The following is a 17,721-nucleotide window of genomic DNA, read 5'->3' as shown; positions in this document are numbered from 1 at the left end:
AAGAGGGCGTCGCGCACGCTATCGCTCCCGCGGGTAGACGGGCTCGTCGTACTTGGCGGCCAGGTGCTCCGCGTGCTCCAGCTTCGCGTTCGCCTTCCGGAACGTCCCTAAGAGGGAGTGGACCTCGCGTTCGGTCGGGTGGGCCCGCCCGAGCAGCCGGCGCATCAGCAGCGCGTTCTTCTCGATCTGGTGGTCGCGCTGACCGGTCGCTTCGAGGAAGTCGCCGAAGAACTCGTGGAAGCGCTCCAGGTCGCCCTCGGGCGCCCGCGTGACCTCGGTGTCCGGGAGCTGCGTCTCGTCGACGGTGAGCTCGCGGAGCTCGTACAGGAGGACGGTCGCGGCCTGGCCGAGGTTCAGGACGGGGTAGTCGTCGGCGGCGGGGATCGAGCAGACCTCGTCGAGCCGCGAGAGCTCCTCGTTGTTGAGCCCGCGGCCCTCCCGACCGAACACGATCGCGGTCGGCGCGTCGACGGTCTTGAGCGACTCCCGGAGCTCGGCCGGCGTCTTGAACGGGAACCGCTCGTGGCTCCGGTCGTCCTCGCCGGTGATCGCGGTGGTGCCGACCGTGTGGTAGTTCGCCACCACCTCGTCGAACGTCACCTCGTCGGCGTTCGGGAGGACGTCCTCCCGGGCGTGGCCGGCGAAACCGTACGCCTCGCCGTCCTCCGTCAGCTCCGGGGGATCGACCAGCTTGAGGTCGTCGAGGCCGAAGTTCTTCATCGCCCGGGCGATCGTGCCGACGTTGCCCGGCGTCTCCGGCTCGACGACGACGACGACCGGCTTGCGGCGGGTCGGACGGGCGGCGTCGTCTCCCCCGCCGGCGTCGTCGTCGGCCTCGGAAACCGCCTCGTCCTCGACGCTCGCGTCCTCGTCACCGCCACTCATCGGTTCGACGGGTAGTCGGTCGAGAGGTCGGCGGCCTCGAAGTCGTCCTCGCTCAGTTCGTCGTCCGCGTCGCCCTCGTCGCCGCCTTCGCCGGCGAGTTCGAGGATGTCGATCCGGTCGCCCTCGAAGTCCTGCTCGACGCGCTCTTGGACCTCCTGTTGGTCCGGCAGGTCCGGGAGTCCGTCGGGGTCTTCCTCGACGTGCTCGACGGAGCCGTACCCCTCCGGGGCCTCGTTGCCGGCCGCGACCCACTCGTGGAAGCGGTCGCCGAACTCCAGGCCGCCGGCGTGGTCGCTCCCGCCCGCCTCGCGGTACCAGTAGATCAGGTCGGGCTCGTGTTCGGGGCAGACCAGCACCTCTCCCTCGGGCTCGCCGTAGACGATCTCGGCCTGGTTACAGCGGTGGACCTCGCTCTCGCCGTGTTCGAGGTAACAGACGTCGCACGGCTCCTCGACGAGCGAGACGAGCCTGAAGAGCCGCTCCCGCGGCCCCTCGGGGATCTCGTCGAGCGGCTTGAGCTCGCCGTCGTCGGTGAAGATCTCCTCCTCGTCGAACCGCCATCCGCGGAGGCCGACGCTCACTTTCGCCATGCGAGCGCCTAGACGAGGCGCGGATAAAAGCGCGTCCTTCCCGGAACGAGCGCGTCGCTCGCGATGAGCCCGTCGTTCCGGGAAGGACGCGGCGGGCGCCCGGTACCGCGCTCCGCGGATCATATAGGTGAGCGACGCGTAGCGGCACCGATGCGACGCCGGGAACTGCTGGCCGCGATCGGTGCGGGTTCGGTCGGGGGAGTCGCCGGCTGTGCCGGCCTCGGGCCGACCGCGAGCGGGAACGGAGACGACAGGGAGAGCGACGCCGAAACCGGCGGCGGCGCCGAAGCCGGCGGCGCCGAAACCGGCGGCGACGAGGGCGCTTCGGCCGAGTGGCCCACCGGCACCTACGCCGACTACGGGACGACGACCGTGACCGTCTCCGACTCGGACGGCGAGGCGAAGGGGTCGGTGACCGCCGCGGTCGCCGATACCAGAGACAAGCGGTTTCTGGGCCTCAGCGACGCCGAGTCATTGACCGAGGACGGGGGGATGTTGTTCGTGTACGACGCGCCCCGAGAGTCGCTCACCTACGTGATGCGCGAGATGGACTTCGGGATCGACATCGTCTACGCCGACGGCGAGGGGGAAATCGTCGAGATCCACAACGCGCCCGAACCGGGACCGGGCGAGGACGGTGAGGAACAGCGGTATCCGGGGTCCGGGCAGTACGTGCTCGAAGTCCCCTACGAGTGGACCGACCGACACGATGTCGAGGTCGGGGATTCGCTACAGTTCGAGTTGTAATCGGTCGTCTTCGGAGCTTTGACTATTCGTTCATATCCGGGTGACAGTGGATTAGCGAGGAACTCCTCAAAAGCCACAGCCGTTTATTTATAAACAGTTGGCGACGGGTATCGATAGGATTCAGGATGCTAAAGGAAGGAGTCCACCAACAGTGACGAGACCAACACCGATCCAATTCAACGATACACCACCAATTGTGCCGCTTAGGGGTTGCATAATAACAAGGACGGCAATCACTATTCCAGCAACTGCTAGCGAATTCTTCACATTCTGATTAGCCATTTAAAATAGTCCCTCACCACCAAATAGGCCTCCATCATTACCACCGCGGTTGGGATCGATACCCATATTCTCACGTCGTTTGATTATGAAAGCGAAATTAGTCATATCCATCATTCCTCTATTGCGGTTGTTGAACTTGTTTTCAAGCTCTCTCCATCCGTCCATGTCTTCGATCCCACATGCACAAGCGATAACATAATCGTAATTATCTGCGTAGTCTTCCAGTTGTCCACGCAGCTTCTTTTTCTGTGAATTCGAAAAATTACGTTTCAGTTCGATTCCGACCTCATCGTCCACTACCACGTCCCCGTACGATGTTCCCCGTTCTGTGCTAACAACATGACCACCACCACCAGCACCCATTCCAAGGCCAAGCCCCCCAGACTGTTGATTGAGGGCTTCATCAAGATAATCCTGCAGTTCAGATTGATACTTTCTCTCATGGTTATACTCCTCAGAGGGAATCCATTGCTCAACGAGATCGTGAACATTTCCGGGTAGCGGATTACCAATGCCCATATCTCATGGATTGATATACTTGTCAAAAAATCTTCCTGTGGTGTAGTTGTACCCGCGGTGTTATTGGACTCTCTATTCGAGCTCCGGTGATCCTCTCTCTTCTTTTTATTCCTCAACATTATCTCTTCCAGAACGACCCAAAAGACCTCCAAAGCCCCAGCCGTGAGGGGCGCGCACGTTCGCTGCGCGCTTCAGTCACTCACTCCGTTCGCTCCTTCCAGTGCTTACCTCACCTCCGCGCCCCTCACGGCTGCCCCTTTGAGTCCCGCCCCGCACCGCACAGCAACCGCACCTCACGCCTCCCCAGCCTCGTCGCTGGCGCCGTTGGCGCCAGCGACTCCCTCGCGCACTCTGCTCGCACCCGATGGGCGCTCGCAGGTGCGCGCCGGCCCGGAACAATGCCCGGACGTCACACTCCTCGCGATCGATCGCGTTCCCCGCAAGGCAGGGCCCGATCCCCCGGCGAAGGCGTCGGGTACTCGCCCCGTTTATGTCGCTCGCGCCCGTGGTGAGCGTATGCGAAACGTGGACGCCGCGGGGCTTGGGATCGGCGACGACCACCCGCCCCGGATCATGGGCGTGCTCAACGTCTCCGCGGAGTCGCCGTACGACCCGAGCGTGTACGACGACCCCGGCGAGGCCGCCGCGTACGTCGACGAGGAACTGATCGGCGAGGGCGCCGACATCGTCGACGTGGGCCTCGAATCGGCCAACAAGGATCTCGACGTGCTCTCCGCCGAACAGGAGCTAGCGCGGCTCGATACCGCCGTCGAGACGCTGAAGTCGACCTCCGGCGACGCGGTCTGGTCGATAGAGACGCGTTACCACGAGGTCGCGGACGAGGCGCTCGCTCGGGGGTTCGACATGGTCAACGACATCTGCGGGTTCGCCGACCCCGAGATGCCCCGCGTCTGCCACGAACACGACGCGGCCGTCTCGAAGATGGCCTCGCCGCCGGACCTCGAACGCCCGGGTGCGATCGAGGACGTCGACGAGATCTACGAGGCGCTCTCGATGAACGGGTTCACCGACAAGACGATCCTCGACCCCGCGTTCGGCGGGTGGTCGGAGGCGAAGACCCACGCCGACGACCGCGAGACGTTTCACCGCCTCCGCGAGTTCCGCGGGTACGGCCGCCCCCTGCTCGTCTCGATCAACCGCAAGAGCTTCCTCAAGACGATCGCGGGCCGGAGCACGGAGGAGGCGCTGCCCGTCTCGCTCGCGGCCACGTCGATGGCGGTCGAGCGGGGCGCGCACGTGATCCGCACTCACGACGTGGCGGAGACGCGCGACGCCGCGCTCGTCGGTGCGGAGCTCGCCCGCGACCGCCTTCGGTCGGGCCGCGACGCGGGCGACGTCGCCGTCGAGGAGCTCGACGTGACGACCGCTCGGGAGGCGGAGCGTCACCTCGACCGGCTCGGTGCCGACCGCGACGTCGCCCGCGCCGCGGCCGTTCGGACCTACGAGCTGACCGGGCTCCCGGAGCCGGCGGTCGGCGCGCTCAGGGCCGCGACCGCGGGGTCCGAGGGGGTCGACGGGGCCGCGTTCGCCCTCGCGGGGGCGGCCGACGCGGCGGCCGATCCCCCTTCGGCGACAGACGGCGGAGAACCGGGCGCGACCGGCCTCCTCGTCTGTACGCCCGCCGGGCTCTCAGCGCTCATAAACGCCGCTTCCGACGTTTCCGCTCCGCTCGACGCCGCGCTCAAAACGATAGACGCCGGCCGGAAGTAAGAGAAAGTTTATGCCGTCGTACAGACAACCGATCGACCGGACGCCGGAGGGGCACGCGGGTAGGGGTACTCTGTGCCACTCCGGTCCATACCATATTCCACCTCGCCAGCGGCCGCGCCGCGCGGCGCCGGTCCGGGGCGATCGACCCGAGTGGCTCACTCCGGAGGAGCGGCCGTGAACTTCGAGGCGTTCGAGCCGGCGTACGAGGCGATCCTCGCGGACTTCGGATTCGAGCGGGCCGACGACGAGCGCGCCCGCGACGTCGCCGCCGAGTTATCGACGCCCTTCCCGCTCGACCGCCTCGGCGACTGGCGCGGCGCGACCGTCGCGATTGCTGGGGCCGCGCCGCGGCTCGACCACGACGTGGCCATCGCCCGAGACGCCGACGTCGTCGTCGCCGCCTCCATCGCCGCCGACGTCCTCCGCGACCGCGGCGTCGACGTCGACTGCATGGTGACCGACCTCGACAAGAACCCGGAGACGGCGGCCGAACTGACTCGCGAGGGCGTCCCGGTCGCGGCCCATGCTCACGGCGACAACATTCCCGCGGTCCGCGAGTGGCTGCCGCGGTTCGCCGACGAGCGGACGCTGGCGACGACGCAGGCGGCGCCGGTCGGGCCGGTGGCCAACCTCGGCGGGTTCACCGACGGCGACCGCGCCGCCTTCCTCGCCGACCACGTCGGCGCCGGACGACTCGTCTTCCCCGGCTGGGAGTTCGACGACCCGAACGTGGGCCCGATGAAGGCGAAGAAGCTCGACTGGGCCGCGCGCCTGCTGCGGTGGCTCGAACGCCGCCGGGGCGAGCGGTTCGGGATCCTCGACGGGCGGCGGGAGGCGGCGGACGCGGCGCTCGACCCAATCCTGTCCGGAACCGATCAGTAGGGCGACGACTCGACGCGCTCCTTCGGCAGCAGCTCCTCGGGGTCGCGGGCCTCCAGCCATCCCACCAGCCGCACGAGCTGGTCGACCGCCGCCTCGAACAGGCGTTCCGCCTTCTCCGGCGTCACGTCGGTCGGGTCGCCGAACGCGCCGTTCGCGGAGTTGTCGACCGAGTCGTAGAACGTCCGGGCCCCGTGAACGATCGCGTCCGACTCGTCGAGGTGGACCAGCCCGTCGTCGCGGGCGTTCTCGAACTGGTCCTCGCGGACGAGCTCGGGGGCGAGGTGGGTGATCATCGCGGTCTCCTTCGGCCCCGCGTGCGGGCCGTTGTGCTCGAACAGCTCGTCGACGAGCTCCGGGATCGACTCGTCCCACATCCACTCCAACGCGTAGGTCGTGCCGTCCTCGTGGAGCCGCCGACCGACCTCGCGGAGGTGCTGGACGTTGCCGCCGTGGGCGTTCACGTAGACGACCCGGTCGATCCCGTGGTACGCGAGGTTGCGGGTGAACCCCTCGACGTAGTCCCGGAACTCGGGCGGGTCGACCCACATCGTCCCCGGGAATTGGCGGTGGTGCGGGCTGACCCCCACGTCGATCGTCGGGGTACGGACGACGCCGGTCTCCTCGGCGGCCGCGCTCGCGAGCCCCTCGGCGATGAGGTGATCGGTGGCCAGCGGGAGGTGCGGGCCGTGCTGTTCCGTGGAGCCGAGCGGGACCAGCGCGACGGACTCGTCGGACAGTTTCGTTCCGAGTTCCGGCCACGTGTGGTCGGCGAGGTACATACCCTGAGGTGGGGTTCGGGACGTATGAACCCGGCCGTTCCGGCGCGGTTCGCCGTCTCGACCCCGCTCGCTCGATTCGGCCGTCGACGGGAGTATCGTCGCGTGTCGCCACCCTTTTTGTGCCGTCCGGCCGAACTCGCTTCCATGTTTGGAGGCGGCGGTATGAATCCGCGGAAGATGAAACAGATGATGAAACAGATGGGGATCGACGTCGAGGAGATCGACGCCGAGCGGGTCGTCATCGAGACGGCCGACGGCGACGACCTCGTCTTCGACGGCGCCGACGTGACCAAGATGGACGCGCAGGGGCAGGAGACCTACCAGATCGTCGGCTCGCCGGACGCGGTCGCCGACGCGGGCGCCGGCGGCGCGGCGGCCGTCGAAGGCGGCGACGAGCCGGCCCTCGACGACGCGGACGACGACGGAGACGACGGCATCCCCGAGGAGGACGTGAAACTGGTCGCCCAGCAGGCGGGCGTCTCGAAAGCGGCCGCCCGCGAGGCGCTTGAGGCGGCCAACGGCGAGCCGGCGCGAGCGATCTCGGACCTGCAGTGACGGACGCCGCGTACCTGCTCGTCCACGAGGACCGGGAGTACCTGTTGCAGCCGGGCGAGGAGTTCGGCACCGACCTCGGCGTGCTCGAAGTCCCAGAGGACGTCGCCGGCGGCGACACCGTCGAGACGCATCTCGGCACCGCCTTCGCGGTCCGCGAGCTCCGCGGGCCGGACCTGTTCAACCACCTGGAGCGGACCGGCGCCCCGATGATGCCCCGCGACGTGGGACTCGTGATGGGCCACACCGGCGCGTCCGGCGGCGACCGCGTCCTCGACGCCGGCACCGGCACGGGGATCCTCGCGGCGTACCTCGGCCGGGCGGGCGCCGACGTGACGACCTACGAGGTCGACGCCGAGTTCGCCGAGGTCGCCCGCGGGAACATGGCGACCGCGGGCGTCGCCGACCGCGTCGAGGTCCGGACCGGCGACCTCACCGAGGAGCTGGACGCGCTCGCCGACGCCGAGCCGTTCGACGCCCTCACGCTCGACACCGGCGACGCCCCGGGCGTCGTCGAGCGCGCCGACGAGCTGCTCGTCTCAGGGGGCTGTCTCGCGGTTTACTCGCCGTTCGTCGAAGGTACCCGCGAGGCGGTTCTCGCCGCGCGCGAGGCCGGTCTCGACGGCATCGAGACGTTAGAGACGATCCAGCGCGAGATGGAGTTCTCCGACCGCGGCTCCCGCCCCTCCACCGCCGGCGTCGGTCACACCGGGTACCTCGTCTTCGCGCGAGCGCCCTGAGCCGCCGCAACGCTCTTTCCGGTCCCGCCGCCACGGAGCGTATGGCTCCCCCCGGAAGCGGGGACGGCGACGCCCCTACCGACGAATCCTCCGTCGACAGCGACGTCCCCGCCGACGGCGACGCTGACGCCCCCGCCGATGAGCCCTCCGAGGTCGCCGCCGCGGTCGACGAGTACGACGGGGAGTTCGCGGCCGCGCTGGAGTCGGCGCTCGCGGGCCGGTCCGGCGTCGTCGCCGTCGGCGTCCCGCTCGGGCTGCTCCCGCCGCTCCTCGCGGCTCGGCGGCGGACCGAGGACCCGGCGCCGTGGCGGATCGCCTGTCGCCCCGGCGCCGTCGACGCGCTCGGCCGGGCGGTCGTCCTCGGTACCGCGGTCGCCGAGGCGGTCGCGGCCGGGGAGTTCGAACTCCGGACGCTCGTCGGCAACGGGGGGCAGGACGGCGCGACCGGCACCGAGACCGCGGCTCGCCCGCTCGCGTTCGCGACGCCCGACCGCGTCGACGCGGTCGCGGGCCCCCGCCCGGACCGAACGCTCGTCTCGGAGTCGGGCGGCGATATCGCGGCGGCGCACGAGGCGGCGACGGCGCGGTTCGAGGCGGCGACGCCCGCGACCGTCGAGATGCCCCCTCGCACGCGCCTGCTGGACGCCGCCCGCGAGACGCTCGACGACCGGTTCGCGGACGACGTGGCGGCGGTCCTCGACGCGCTCGACCACGGGGCCGTCGGGCGGACCGGAACCGTCACCGACCGGACCCTGCTGGTCGCGCTCGCCGCGCGCCACGACCACCTGTTCCGGGACCTCCGACGGTGGGTCGACGGCGCGGGCGGCGCGGGCGAGGACGCCAACGACGCCGGCCGGGGCGCCGACCGCGTCGCGGTCACGCCCGGACAGGAGCTCACGGCCGACCGGCGCGCGCTCGTCGATCGCGAGCTGATCGAGTCGATCAGGGTGCCGATGGGACCGGGTCGCCCGCGGATCCGGCTCAGGGCGGTCGACGAGGCGCTCCTCCGGGCGGAGCCGTCCGAGGTGCTCAGCGCCCTCCGCGGGCGGTTCGCGCTCCCGCTCGACGAGGACGGAACGCTCCGCCGCGGCCCGGGCGGCGGGGGGCGTCGGCCGGTGTGGGACCGGGAGGGGTGAGCGGGGGGTCACGCGGCCGCCGCGAGAGCGCCCACGTGACAAGAACTAACTCCCGGCGGCGCCCCCGAACGGGTATGACGAACTTCTCCGACAGGGTCGAGCGGATCTCCATCAGCGGGATCCGCGAGGTGTTCGAGGCGGCCGGTGACGACGCGATCAACCTCGGGCTCGGGCAGCCCGACTTCCCGACGCCGGCGCACGCGCGACAGGCCGCGGTCGACGCGATCGAGGGCGGGAAGGCCGACGCCTACACCGAGAACAAGGGGATCCGGTCGCTCCGGGAGGCGATCGCCGAGAAGCACCGGGCGGACCAGGGAGTCGACCTCGATCCCGCGAACGTGATCGCCACCGCGGGCGGGAGCGAAGCGCTCCACGTCGCGCTGGAGGCGCACGTGAGCGAGGGCGACGAGGTCGTGATCCCGGACCCGGGGTTCGTCTCCTACGACGCGCTGACGAAGCTCGCCGGCGGCGAGCCCGTCCCCGCGCCGCTCCGCGACGACCTCACGGTCGACCCGGCCGCGATCGAGGCGGCGATCACCGACGACACGGCCGCGTTCGTGGTGAACTCGCCCGGCAACCCCACCGGCGCGGTCTCCTCCGAGGCGGACGTACGAGAGTTCGCGCGGATCGCGGACGAGCACGACGTGCTCTGTATCTCCGACGAGGTGTACGAGTACACCGTCTTCGACGGCGCCCACCACTCGCCGATGGAGTTCGCGGAGACTGACAGCGTCGTCGTCGTCAACTCCGCCTCGAAGCTGTTCTCGATGACGGGCTGGCGGCTCGGCTGGGTGTACGGCTCCGACGAGCGCGTCGAGCGGATGCTGCGCGTCCACCAGTACGCGCAGGCCTGCGCGTCGGCGCCGGCCCAGTACGCGGCCGAGGGCGCGCTCCGCGGCGACCGCGGGATCGTCGACGAGATGACGGCCTCCTTCGAGCGCCGGCGCGACCTCCTGTTGGAGGGGTTCGACGAGATCGGGCTCGACTGCCCCACGCCGCAGGGCGCCTTCTACGCGATGCCGCGGGTACCCGAGGGGTTCGTCGACGAGTGCCTGGACCGCGGAGTGATCGTCGTCCCGGGCGAGGCGTTCGGCGAGCACGGACGGGGCCACGCCCGGATCTCGTACGCGACCGACGAGAGCGAACTCCGCGAGGCGCTCGACGTGATGGGCGAGGCGTACGAGGCGGTGCAGTAGCGTCGATCCCCCCGTCAAAAATAACCCCAGAGCATTACCCGGGGGCGAGAGGTTTCCGCAAGTTATACTGCGACCGACGGAGTACCGAGGGGTAATGGACCGGAACATACAGGTCAGCCGCCTCGACCGGCGGGCCGTCGAGGACCAGGAGGTCGAGATCGTCGAGCGGAAGGGTATCGGACACCCTGATTCGATCTGCGACGGAATCGCCGAGTCGGTGTCGCGGGCGCTCTCGCAGCTCTACTTGGACCGCGTCGGGAAGGTGCTCCACTATAACACGGACGAGACGCAGCTCGTCGCCGGCCGCGCCGCGCCCGCCTACGGCGGCGGCGAGGTCGTCGAGCCGATCTACGTGCTCATCGTCGGGCGCGCCACGAAGGAGTACGAGGGCGAACAGCTCCCGGTCGACTCGACCGCGCTGGCGGCCGCCCGCGACTACCTCGCCGAGGCGCTCCCGGAGCTGGAGTACGGCACCGACGTCGTCATCGACGCTCGGCTCGGCGAGGGCTCCGGCGACCTCCAGGACGTCTTCGGTGAGGAGACCCAGCAGGTCCCGATGGCGAACGACACCTCCTTCGGCGTCGGTCACGCCCCCCTCACGGAGACCGAGACCATCGTCCGCGAGGCCGAGAGCGCGCTCAACGGCCGGTACCACGACGAGCACCCCGAGCTCGGCCCCGACGTGAAGATCATGGGGAAACGGGAGGGCGACCGCATCGACATCACGGTGGCCGCCGCGATGGTCGACGCCTACGTCGACGGGCTCGACGAGTACGACGACGCGGTCGCGAGCGTGCGCGAGTTCGTCACCGGCCTCGCCGAGGACCGCACCGACCGCGAGGTCCACGTCGACGTCAACACCGCCGACGACTACGACGACGGCTCCGTCTACCTCACCGTCACCGGCACCTCCGCCGAGCAGGGCGACGACGGCTCCGTTGGGCGCGGCAACCGCGCGAACGGGCTCATCACCCCGAACCGACCGATGTCGATGGAGGCGACCTCCGGGAAGAACCCCGTCAACCACATCGGGAAGATATACAACCTCCTCTCGACCCGGATCGCCGAGTCGGTCACCGACGAGGTCGACGGGATCCGCGACCTGCAGGTCCGCCTGCTCTCGCAGATCGGCCGGCCGATCGACGAGCCCCACGTCGCCGACGCGCAGCTCGTCACCGAGGAGGGCGTCGCGATCGGCGACATCGAGGCGGAGGTCCTGGAGATCGTCGATCGCGAGCTGTCGGACGTCACCGACGTGACCCGCAGCGTCATCGACGGCGACGTCTCGACGTTCTGAGTCGGCTCGAACGGGGTCGCCCGCGGCCCCGCCGACCCGAACGACCGCAACCGATTAGGGGAGCGGGCGAGTCCGGTAGCGTGTGACGCGGGTGTGTCTCCTCGGCGATCCGGACGTCAACCTCACCTACGAGCTGCTGTCGCGGGAGACCGCCAGAGACGCCTTGGCGACGTACGACATCGAGGAACCGTACGCGAACAGCCTCGCCGTCGACACCGTGAGCCTCGGCGCCGCGGTGGCGCTGTTGAACGACCTCAACTGGTACCTCGTGCGCTTCGTCGACGAGGCGCTCGTCCGCGAGCCGTCGATCTCGATCGACGAGTGGCTCTCGCGGGACCTCGCCCGCGAGGTTCGCGACGGCGCGGTCCCGCCCGAGGAGACCGACCAGCGACTCAAGATGTTCGGGCTCGTGGAGGGGCGGCCGGTCGAGCCGCTGTACGTTCGACGCGAGCAGGGCGAGACGCCCGAGTACGACCTCCGCGACGTCGACGAGACGGTCATCGTCCGGGTGAGCGAGTCCGAATTTTCGGGGTGAGAGGGCCTCGGTCCCCGCGTTCGTCAGAGCACGAACGTCGCTACGACGGGTACCGCGTCCAACACGACGAGGCCGAACAGGCCCTGCCGCTTGACCGGCCACTTCGGGGCCGAGCGGATCGATTCCCACGGCGGCGCGTCGATATGGTAGTCCGAGAACTCCCGCGAGACGGCGTCGCCGTCGGCCCGTTCCGCCCGCTGGAGCTCTTCGAGCCGCTTCCGGCGTCCCTCCTCCATTTTTCGGTGGAGCCGCCAGAACGAGTGGTAGAGCCAGAACACGACGAAACACACGTACGCTAAGACCGGTGCGAGGTACGACACGCCCCACGTGACCATGCCGAGCGGAGAGGTGAACCCCTCCATACCGTAGTAGTAGAGCCCCTCCGTGTAGAACCGGTACGCCACGTAGCCGCCGACGAGGAGCAGTATCGTGTTGATCCGCGTCGCGAACCGGCCGAGGTCGCGGAATCCGCCGTGTTCGTCGGGATGGAACGGCCGATAGACGAGGATATCTCGCCGGAGGAGCTCCGTGAACATGTAGACCAACACGAAGGCGTCGTACGCCAGCGCCACGACGAGGACCGTCACCACCAGCTCCGGGACGTACGCGAGCGCGTTCCAGAGATTCCACGACAGGGTGATCAGCGGAAGCCCCATCGGGACCAACGCCACGACCGTCGCGAACGCGAACGACCGGGAAACCGACACCGGACCGACGTCTATCTTCCCGCCGAGGCTCTCGGAGAGCTCCTCGTAAAACTCCGCGTACGCCTGCTCGTCAACGATCTCCGACGCCGCCAGCTCCATGAAGAGGTTCTCCGTCCGGAGCGCGAGCCCGTCGTACAGCAAGTGTCCCGCGACGAGAACCATCAGAAAGTAGGCCGCCTGTACGGTGAGCGCCGGGGCGGACCCCGTCCAGGCGACGTAGACGGCGTAGGCGGTCGCGACCGCGAGCGGGGCGCCGGTGGCGTAGAAGACGACGCTCCGGTGCACCGACGCGTCCCCCAGCGAGGAGACGACGATCCGCACGACCGCGTACATCCACACCCCGCCGACCGCGGTCCCTGCGAGGAGCAGTCCGGCGGTCGCGAGTCCCGGTTCCGGGAGCGGCAGTGACAGACGTCCGGCCGTGACATCGCTGAGCAGCGAGGCCGAGGCGTACAGGGCGAGCACCACTACCATGAGCGTGGGCAGGTTCCGAAGCGAGAGGCGCGTGAGTCCGGAGGTGAACTCGATCGCGGGCCGCCGGTCTCCCGACTCGCCGCCACCGGATTCCGAGGGGGAATCGAAGGGGATCACGGCGCATGAGCGATAGAACGGCCCGCGATCGTCGGTCCAACGCTCCCACGAGGAGGCGTGTGAGGTCCCTGCATCCTCGGTTCCGATTCCCGCTCCTTCGTTGGCGACTTTCCTCCCCTCGGCTCCGTCCGTCGATCCCTCCCCCATGGATGGCGGTATGTCGTAACCGTTGACAAAAGTTCTCGTGAGGCGGCGAATCCATCCGTCTTCGTGCGGTGCTGTCGGCGGCCCGCTACCGTTCTCGCTCACACTCGCCCCGCTCGGTCGGATACGATCGTACAAGTCGATCGGGGTAACACGGGACGTATGGCACGCGTCACGGTCTGGAACGAGTACCGCCACGAGCGCGAGAGCGACGTCGTCGCCGACCTCTACCCCGACGGGATCCACGCGGTCCTCGCGAAGTTGTTCGAGGAAGCGGGCCACGAGGTCCGCACCGCCACGCTCGACGAGGGGCCGGAGCACGGGCTCACCGAGGCGGTACTCGACGACACCGACGTGCTCACCTGGTGGGGCCACGCCGCCCACGACGAGGTGCGCGACGAGGTCGTCGACCGCGTCCACGAGCGCGTGCTCGACGGGATGGGCCTCCTCGTGCTCCACTCGGCGCACTACTCGAAGATATTCAAGAAGCTGATGGGCACCGGCTGCTCGCTGAAGTGGCGAGAGGCGGCCGAGACGGAGCGGCTCTGGGTGATCGAGCCGAGTCACCCGATCGCCGACGGGATCGGCGAGTACGTCGAGATTGACGAGGCGGAGATGTACGGCGAGCGCTTCGACGTTCCCGCACCGGACACGCTCGTCTTCAACTCCTGGTTCGAGGGCGGCGAGACGTTCCGCTCCGGGTGCTGTTACCGCCGCGGGAACGGGAAGGTGTTCTACTTCCGGCCGGGCCACGAGACGTACCCGGTGTATTACGACGACGACGTGCGGCAGGTCCTTCGGAACGCGGTCGGGTGGGCGGAGCCGGGCGACGGCCCGAGCCCGGAGTTCGGCAACGCCGACCCGATCGAGGAGATCGACACGGGTGACGACCGGACGGTGCACTAGCGCCGGTCGGGAGTGCGCTCACCGGCGGGCACCGCGATTCACGCCACGTCGCGAAGCTCCATGAACGCGGTCATCACGGCCGATTCGGCCTTCCTGAGGTGTTCCGACGCGGTGCTCGGGGCGGCGTCGATCCGCTCGGCGACGTCCTCGACGGTCGCCGTTCGTGGAGACTCGTAGTACCCGCTCTCGACCGCGGCGGCGAGCGCGTCGAACTGCCGGTCCGTCAGCTCCGGGTCGAAGAGGTGCTGCCGCCAGTCGTACTCGCCGATCCGGAGGACCGTGGTCTCGATCCGGTCCGGGAGTTCCCCGAGCGCGTCCCGCAGCGGCCCCTGATCCCCGACGATCGTCAGCCGAGCGATCCCGTTCGCGCGGAAGTCGACCGGAGGGACGACGACCACGCCGGTCCGTTGGAGCGGACCGAACATCGCCTCGTCGACCGCGTCCCGCCGCTGCGTGAGGAAGACGTAGTGGCCCGAGTCGTCGATCCGGGTCACGTCGAACTCCCGGATCCGGTCGACCGACCGGAGCGCGTCGGCGTACACCTCGATATCGCCCTCCACGTAGAACAGGAAGGTGTCGTCCGGTTCGTCGAGCACCGTCCCCTGGACGAGCACGTCGCGCTCGATCGCGTCCGACTCGTCGACCAGCCGGTGTATCGGATGCATGAGCTCCGGCGGATACCGGAGTTCGACTCGGAGGTATTTCACGCCGGCCGATGGCGGCGGCGATGTTATAAAAACCCGCACTGAGCCGGCAGAAGCGTCGGGTCCTCGGGTCGCGTCTCTCTCAGTATGTCAACCGACGCGCTGACCGAGCGGAAGGGCGCCGACGCGGAGGCGGACCCGTTCTCGTCGATCCGGGGACTGATCACGGCGCGCGAGACGCACCTGAACGCCCCCGCCGCCCGGATTCGACCGGACGCGGTCCAAGAGGCGCTCACGACGCTGAAATCCGAGGCCGGCTTCGATCACCTCGCCTGCGTCACCGCTCAGGAGTACGAGAACCGCTACGAGTCGATATATCACCTGAGGAAGTTCGACGACCCGACCCAGGAGGTCAGCGTCGTCGTTCCCGCCGACAAGGACGACCCCGTCTCGGAGTCGGCCGAACCGGTGTTCCGCACCGCCGACTGGCACGAGCGGGAGGCGTACGACCTGATCGGGATCGAGTACGACGACCACCCCGACCTGCGCCGGATCCTCCTCCCGGAGACGTGGCAGGGCCACCCCCTGTCGATGGGCTACGACAAGGACCGGCCGCAGATCGCCGCGCTCTCCGAAAACGAGCCCGTCCAGCCGGGCTCGTCGACCGCGACCGGAAGCGACACGATGCTGCTTAACATCGGGCCGCACCACCCGGCGACCCACGGAGTCCTCCACCTCCAGGTCACGCTCGACGGGGAGGACGTCGTCGGCGTGGAGCCGGACATCGGCTACATCCACCGCTGCGAGGAGCAGATGGCTCAGTCCGGGACGTACCGTCACCAGATCATGCCGTACCCCGACCGCTGGGACTGGGGCGGGGGCGGTCTGCTCAACGAGTGGGCGTACGCCCGCGCGGCCGAGGATCTGGCCGAGATCGAGGTCCCCGAGTACGCGCAGGTCGTCCGGACGATGGCCGCCGAGTGCAGCCGGATCCTCTCGCACATGCTGGCGATGGGAGCGTACGCGCTCGACGTGATCGGTGACTTCACGGCGACGTTCATGTACGCGATCCAGGAGCGCGAACGCGTTCAGGAGGTGTTGGAGGACCTGACGGGCCAGCGGCTGATGTTCAACTACTTCCGGCTCGGCGGCGTCGCCTGGGACCTCCCGGAGCCGCACGAGGAGTTCCTCTCGACGGTGCGGACGTTCCTCGAGGGACTCCCGCGTCGTCTGGAGGAGTACCACGACCTCCTCACGCGCAACGAGATCCTCCAGTTACGCACGGTCGACACCGGGGTCCTCCCGCCGGACGTCGCCAAGAACTACGGCGCGACCGGTCCCGTCGCCCGCGGCTCGGGGGTCGACTACGACCTGCGCCGGGACGACCCGTACGGCTACTACGACGAGCTCGACTGGGACGTCGTCACCGAGGACGGCTGCGACAACTTCAGTCGACTGCTCGTGCGGATGCGCGAGGTCGAGGAGTCGGCGAAGATCATCGAGCAGTGCGTCGACCTGCTCGAAGGCTGGCCCGAGGACGAACGAAACGTCCAGGCGAACGTGCCGCGCACGCTCCGCCCGGACGGCGACGCCGAGATCTACCGGGCCGTCGAGGCCGCGAAGGGCGAACTCGGCATCTACATCCGCTCCGACGGCACCGACAAACCCGCCCGCTTCAAGATCCGTGGTCCCTCGTTCTCGAACCTCCAGTCTCTCCCCGAGATGGCCGACGGGGAGTCGATCCCGGACTTGATCGCGTCGCTGGGAAGCTTAGACACGATCATGGGCGAGGTCGACCGGTGAGTGGATGGGCGAGATTGGTCGTCAGTCGCCCCGTTTCCGGACGAGCCGGCGGCTCACGGCTGTAGGGCAACCGCCGCTACGGCGCGGACGTTGAAAGGCGACCGCCTCGCGCGAACGCGAGACGACCGGTCGTGTCGCACGCCGGCGGCCGGTCGAGTAGGCGTCCGCCGCGGCCGTATTTAAACCCTCGCTCACGGGAGCGTCGAGGGGGACCGACGCGCCGTATCAGTCCGGTCGATGGACCTCGCCGTCGCGCCCGCCCGCGTCCTTCCGGCGGAGCGCGGCGGCCGCGTTGTTGGCGTCGTAGCCGAAGAACACGTCTTTCGCGTACGTCTCGGCCACGTCGGTCGCGTGAATCAGGTCGTCGATGCCGACGTCGACCGCGTACAGCTCCAGCGAGAACGGCGTCTCCGGCGGCGCGCCGTGGACGTCGTAGTCGCCGCCGAGCCGCGTGCGGAAGCCGCGGGCGATGGTCTCCAGCCAGTAGGTCGTCGCGTACTCCGTGTCGTACAGCGGGACCACGAACTCGTCGACGTGCTCGGCGAGCCGGTCGAGGTCGAGCCCGGCTCGCGCTCGGAGGTGACCGGGGTACGGGTCCGGATACAGCGTGAGCAGCAGGCGTCCGGGGACCAGGTCGGCGGCGTCGGCGACGAACTCGGAGATGACGTCGGCGCGCCAGTCGCCCCACCGGTCGCGGTCGCTCTCGGCGAACAGCCGCTCGCAGCGGTCGCACCGACAGAATCCCTCGCGCGGGAACCCCACGTCGTCGAGTCGCACGTCGTCGCTCTCGGCGGCACAGTCCTCGATGATCTCCAGCAGGCCCTCGCGGTACTCCGAGTGGGTCGGGCAGATGTACGCCCAGTCGAAGTAGTCGCGGTCGCGGGTCGCTGGCTCGCCGCGCCCGTCGACCGGGACGAGGTCCGGATTCTCGGCGGCCGCGGCGTTGTCGCCGAAACACGACACCATGTTCACCGCGTTCGGGAGCGGCGCGGCCGCTCGCCCCGTGACGTCTTTCACCTCGTAGAAGCCGAGGTCGAACGGCTCCATCTCGACCT

General features: G+C 69.0%; 18 protein-coding genes. 11 read left to right on the top strand and 7 right to left on the bottom strand.

Going from position 1 to position 17,721, the window contains the following annotated elements:
• Nucleotides 1-18: 18 nt before the first annotated feature.
• Nucleotides 19-885 (bottom strand): RNA methyltransferase, encoded by an 867-nt coding sequence (locus SD626R_RS01030; protein WP_092562257.1) that lies wholly within the window; start codon nt 883-885, stop codon nt 19-21.
• Entirely contained in the window at nt 882-1,475 is a 594-nt protein-coding gene (locus tag SD626R_RS01025; RefSeq protein WP_092562254.1) for a DUF8114 family protein, read from the bottom strand. The genes SD626R_RS01030 and SD626R_RS01025 overlap by 4 nt, the downstream gene beginning before the upstream one ends.
• Before the next feature lie 150 nt (nt 1,476-1,625).
• On the opposite strand from SD626R_RS01025, the gene SD626R_RS01020 reads away from it, so the two are divergent.
• Complete coding sequence (locus SD626R_RS01020) at nt 1,626-2,222, top strand: DUF192 domain-containing protein (RefSeq protein WP_092562251.1); 597 nt, start codon at nt 1,626-1,628, stop codon at nt 2,220-2,222.
• Between the two features lie 282 nt (nt 2,223-2,504).
• Here SD626R_RS01020 and SD626R_RS16210 read toward each other — a convergent pair whose 3' ends face one another.
• The gene (locus SD626R_RS16210; RefSeq protein WP_137782727.1) at nt 2,505-3,023 is read right to left on the bottom strand and encodes a hypothetical protein; all 519 of its coding nucleotides are present in this window, start codon (nt 3,021-3,023) and stop codon (nt 2,505-2,507) included.
• 516 nt (nt 3,024-3,539) lie between these two features.
• On the opposite strand from SD626R_RS16210, the gene folP reads away from it, so the two are divergent.
• Nucleotides 3,540-4,754: a dihydropteroate synthase gene (gene folP, locus SD626R_RS01010; protein WP_092562245.1), complete on the top strand. Its 1,215-nt coding sequence runs from the start codon at nt 3,540-3,542 to the stop codon at nt 4,752-4,754.
• A 174-nt stretch (nt 4,755-4,928) separates the two neighbouring features.
• On the top strand, nt 4,929-5,636 hold the full coding sequence (locus SD626R_RS01005; RefSeq protein WP_092562242.1) for a 6-hydroxymethylpterin diphosphokinase MptE-like protein: 708 nt from the start codon (nt 4,929-4,931) through the stop codon (nt 5,634-5,636).
• On the opposite strand, the gene SD626R_RS01000 is transcribed toward SD626R_RS01005, so the two are convergent.
• Nucleotides 5,630-6,415, bottom strand: coding sequence for a creatininase family protein (locus SD626R_RS01000; RefSeq protein ID WP_092562239.1), 786 nt, complete (start codon nt 6,413-6,415; stop codon nt 5,630-5,632). The two genes, SD626R_RS01005 and SD626R_RS01000, sit on opposite strands and share 7 nt — an antisense overlap.
• A gap of 144 nt (nt 6,416-6,559) precedes the next feature.
• On the opposite strand from SD626R_RS01000, the gene SD626R_RS00995 reads away from it, so the two are divergent.
• The 6 genes from SD626R_RS00995 to SD626R_RS00970 all read left to right on the top strand — a co-directional run bounded on the left by SD626R_RS00995 (nt 6,560) and on the right by SD626R_RS00970 (nt 11,871).
• Entirely contained in the window at nt 6,560-6,970 is a 411-nt protein-coding gene (locus SD626R_RS00995; RefSeq protein ID WP_092562236.1) for a nascent polypeptide-associated complex protein, read from the top strand.
• Nucleotides 6,967-7,707 carry a tRNA (adenine-N1)-methyltransferase gene (locus SD626R_RS00990; protein WP_092562233.1) on the top strand — a complete coding sequence of 247 codons (741 nt, stop codon included), beginning with the start codon at nt 6,967-6,969 and terminating at the stop codon, nt 7,705-7,707. The genes SD626R_RS00995 and SD626R_RS00990 overlap by 4 nt, the downstream gene beginning before the upstream one ends.
• Before the next feature lie 41 nt (nt 7,708-7,748).
• On the top strand, nt 7,749-8,843 hold the full coding sequence (locus tag SD626R_RS00985) for a transcriptional regulator TbsP domain-containing protein (protein WP_092562231.1): 1,095 nt from the start codon (nt 7,749-7,751) through the stop codon (nt 8,841-8,843).
• Nucleotides 8,844-8,917: 74 nt separating this feature from the next.
• Nucleotides 8,918-10,039 (top strand): pyridoxal phosphate-dependent aminotransferase, encoded by a 1,122-nt coding sequence (locus SD626R_RS00980; protein WP_092562228.1) that lies wholly within the window; start codon nt 8,918-8,920, stop codon nt 10,037-10,039.
• Nucleotides 10,040-10,133: 94 nt separating this feature from the next.
• Complete coding sequence (locus SD626R_RS00975) at nt 10,134-11,336, top strand: methionine adenosyltransferase (RefSeq protein ID WP_092562225.1); 1,203 nt, start codon at nt 10,134-10,136, stop codon at nt 11,334-11,336.
• Nucleotides 11,337-11,418: 82 nt separating this feature from the next.
• A complete protein-coding gene (locus SD626R_RS00970) occupies nt 11,419-11,871 on the top strand; it encodes a DUF5804 family protein (protein ID WP_092562222.1) in 453 nt (150 codons plus the stop codon).
• A 23-nt stretch (nt 11,872-11,894) separates the two neighbouring features.
• Here SD626R_RS00970 and SD626R_RS00965 read toward each other — a convergent pair whose 3' ends face one another.
• A complete protein-coding gene (locus tag SD626R_RS00965) occupies nt 11,895-13,316 on the bottom strand; it encodes a hypothetical protein (RefSeq protein WP_137782726.1) in 1,422 nt (473 codons plus the stop codon).
• 159 nt (nt 13,317-13,475) lie between these two features.
• Between SD626R_RS00965 and SD626R_RS00960 the strand changes: the two genes are divergently transcribed.
• Nucleotides 13,476-14,219: a ThuA domain-containing protein gene (locus SD626R_RS00960; RefSeq protein WP_092562216.1), complete on the top strand. Its 744-nt coding sequence runs from the start codon at nt 13,476-13,478 to the stop codon at nt 14,217-14,219.
• A gap of 38 nt (nt 14,220-14,257) precedes the next feature.
• Here SD626R_RS00960 and SD626R_RS00955 read toward each other — a convergent pair whose 3' ends face one another.
• Entirely contained in the window at nt 14,258-14,926 is a 669-nt protein-coding gene (locus tag SD626R_RS00955) for a helix-turn-helix domain-containing protein (protein WP_092562213.1), read from the bottom strand.
• Between the two features lie 84 nt (nt 14,927-15,010).
• Here SD626R_RS00955 and SD626R_RS00950 point away from each other — a divergent pair, with 84 nt between their 5' ends.
• A complete protein-coding gene (locus tag SD626R_RS00950) occupies nt 15,011-16,666 on the top strand; it encodes an NADH-quinone oxidoreductase subunit D (RefSeq protein ID WP_092562210.1) in 1,656 nt (551 codons plus the stop codon).
• Between the two features lie 225 nt (nt 16,667-16,891).
• Here the strand turns inward: SD626R_RS00950 and SD626R_RS00945 are convergent.
• Nucleotides 16,892-17,721 (bottom strand): hypothetical protein (locus SD626R_RS00945; protein ID WP_394324687.1); only part of this gene is annotated, 830 nt, incomplete at its 5' end.

Origin of the sequence: Halorubrum sp. SD626R (assembly GCF_001261915.1) — an archaeon.
Classification (GTDB): Archaea; Halobacteriota; Halobacteria; order Halobacteriales; family Haloferacaceae; genus Halorubrum.
This window is presented reverse-complemented; position numbering and strand designations above follow the sequence as displayed.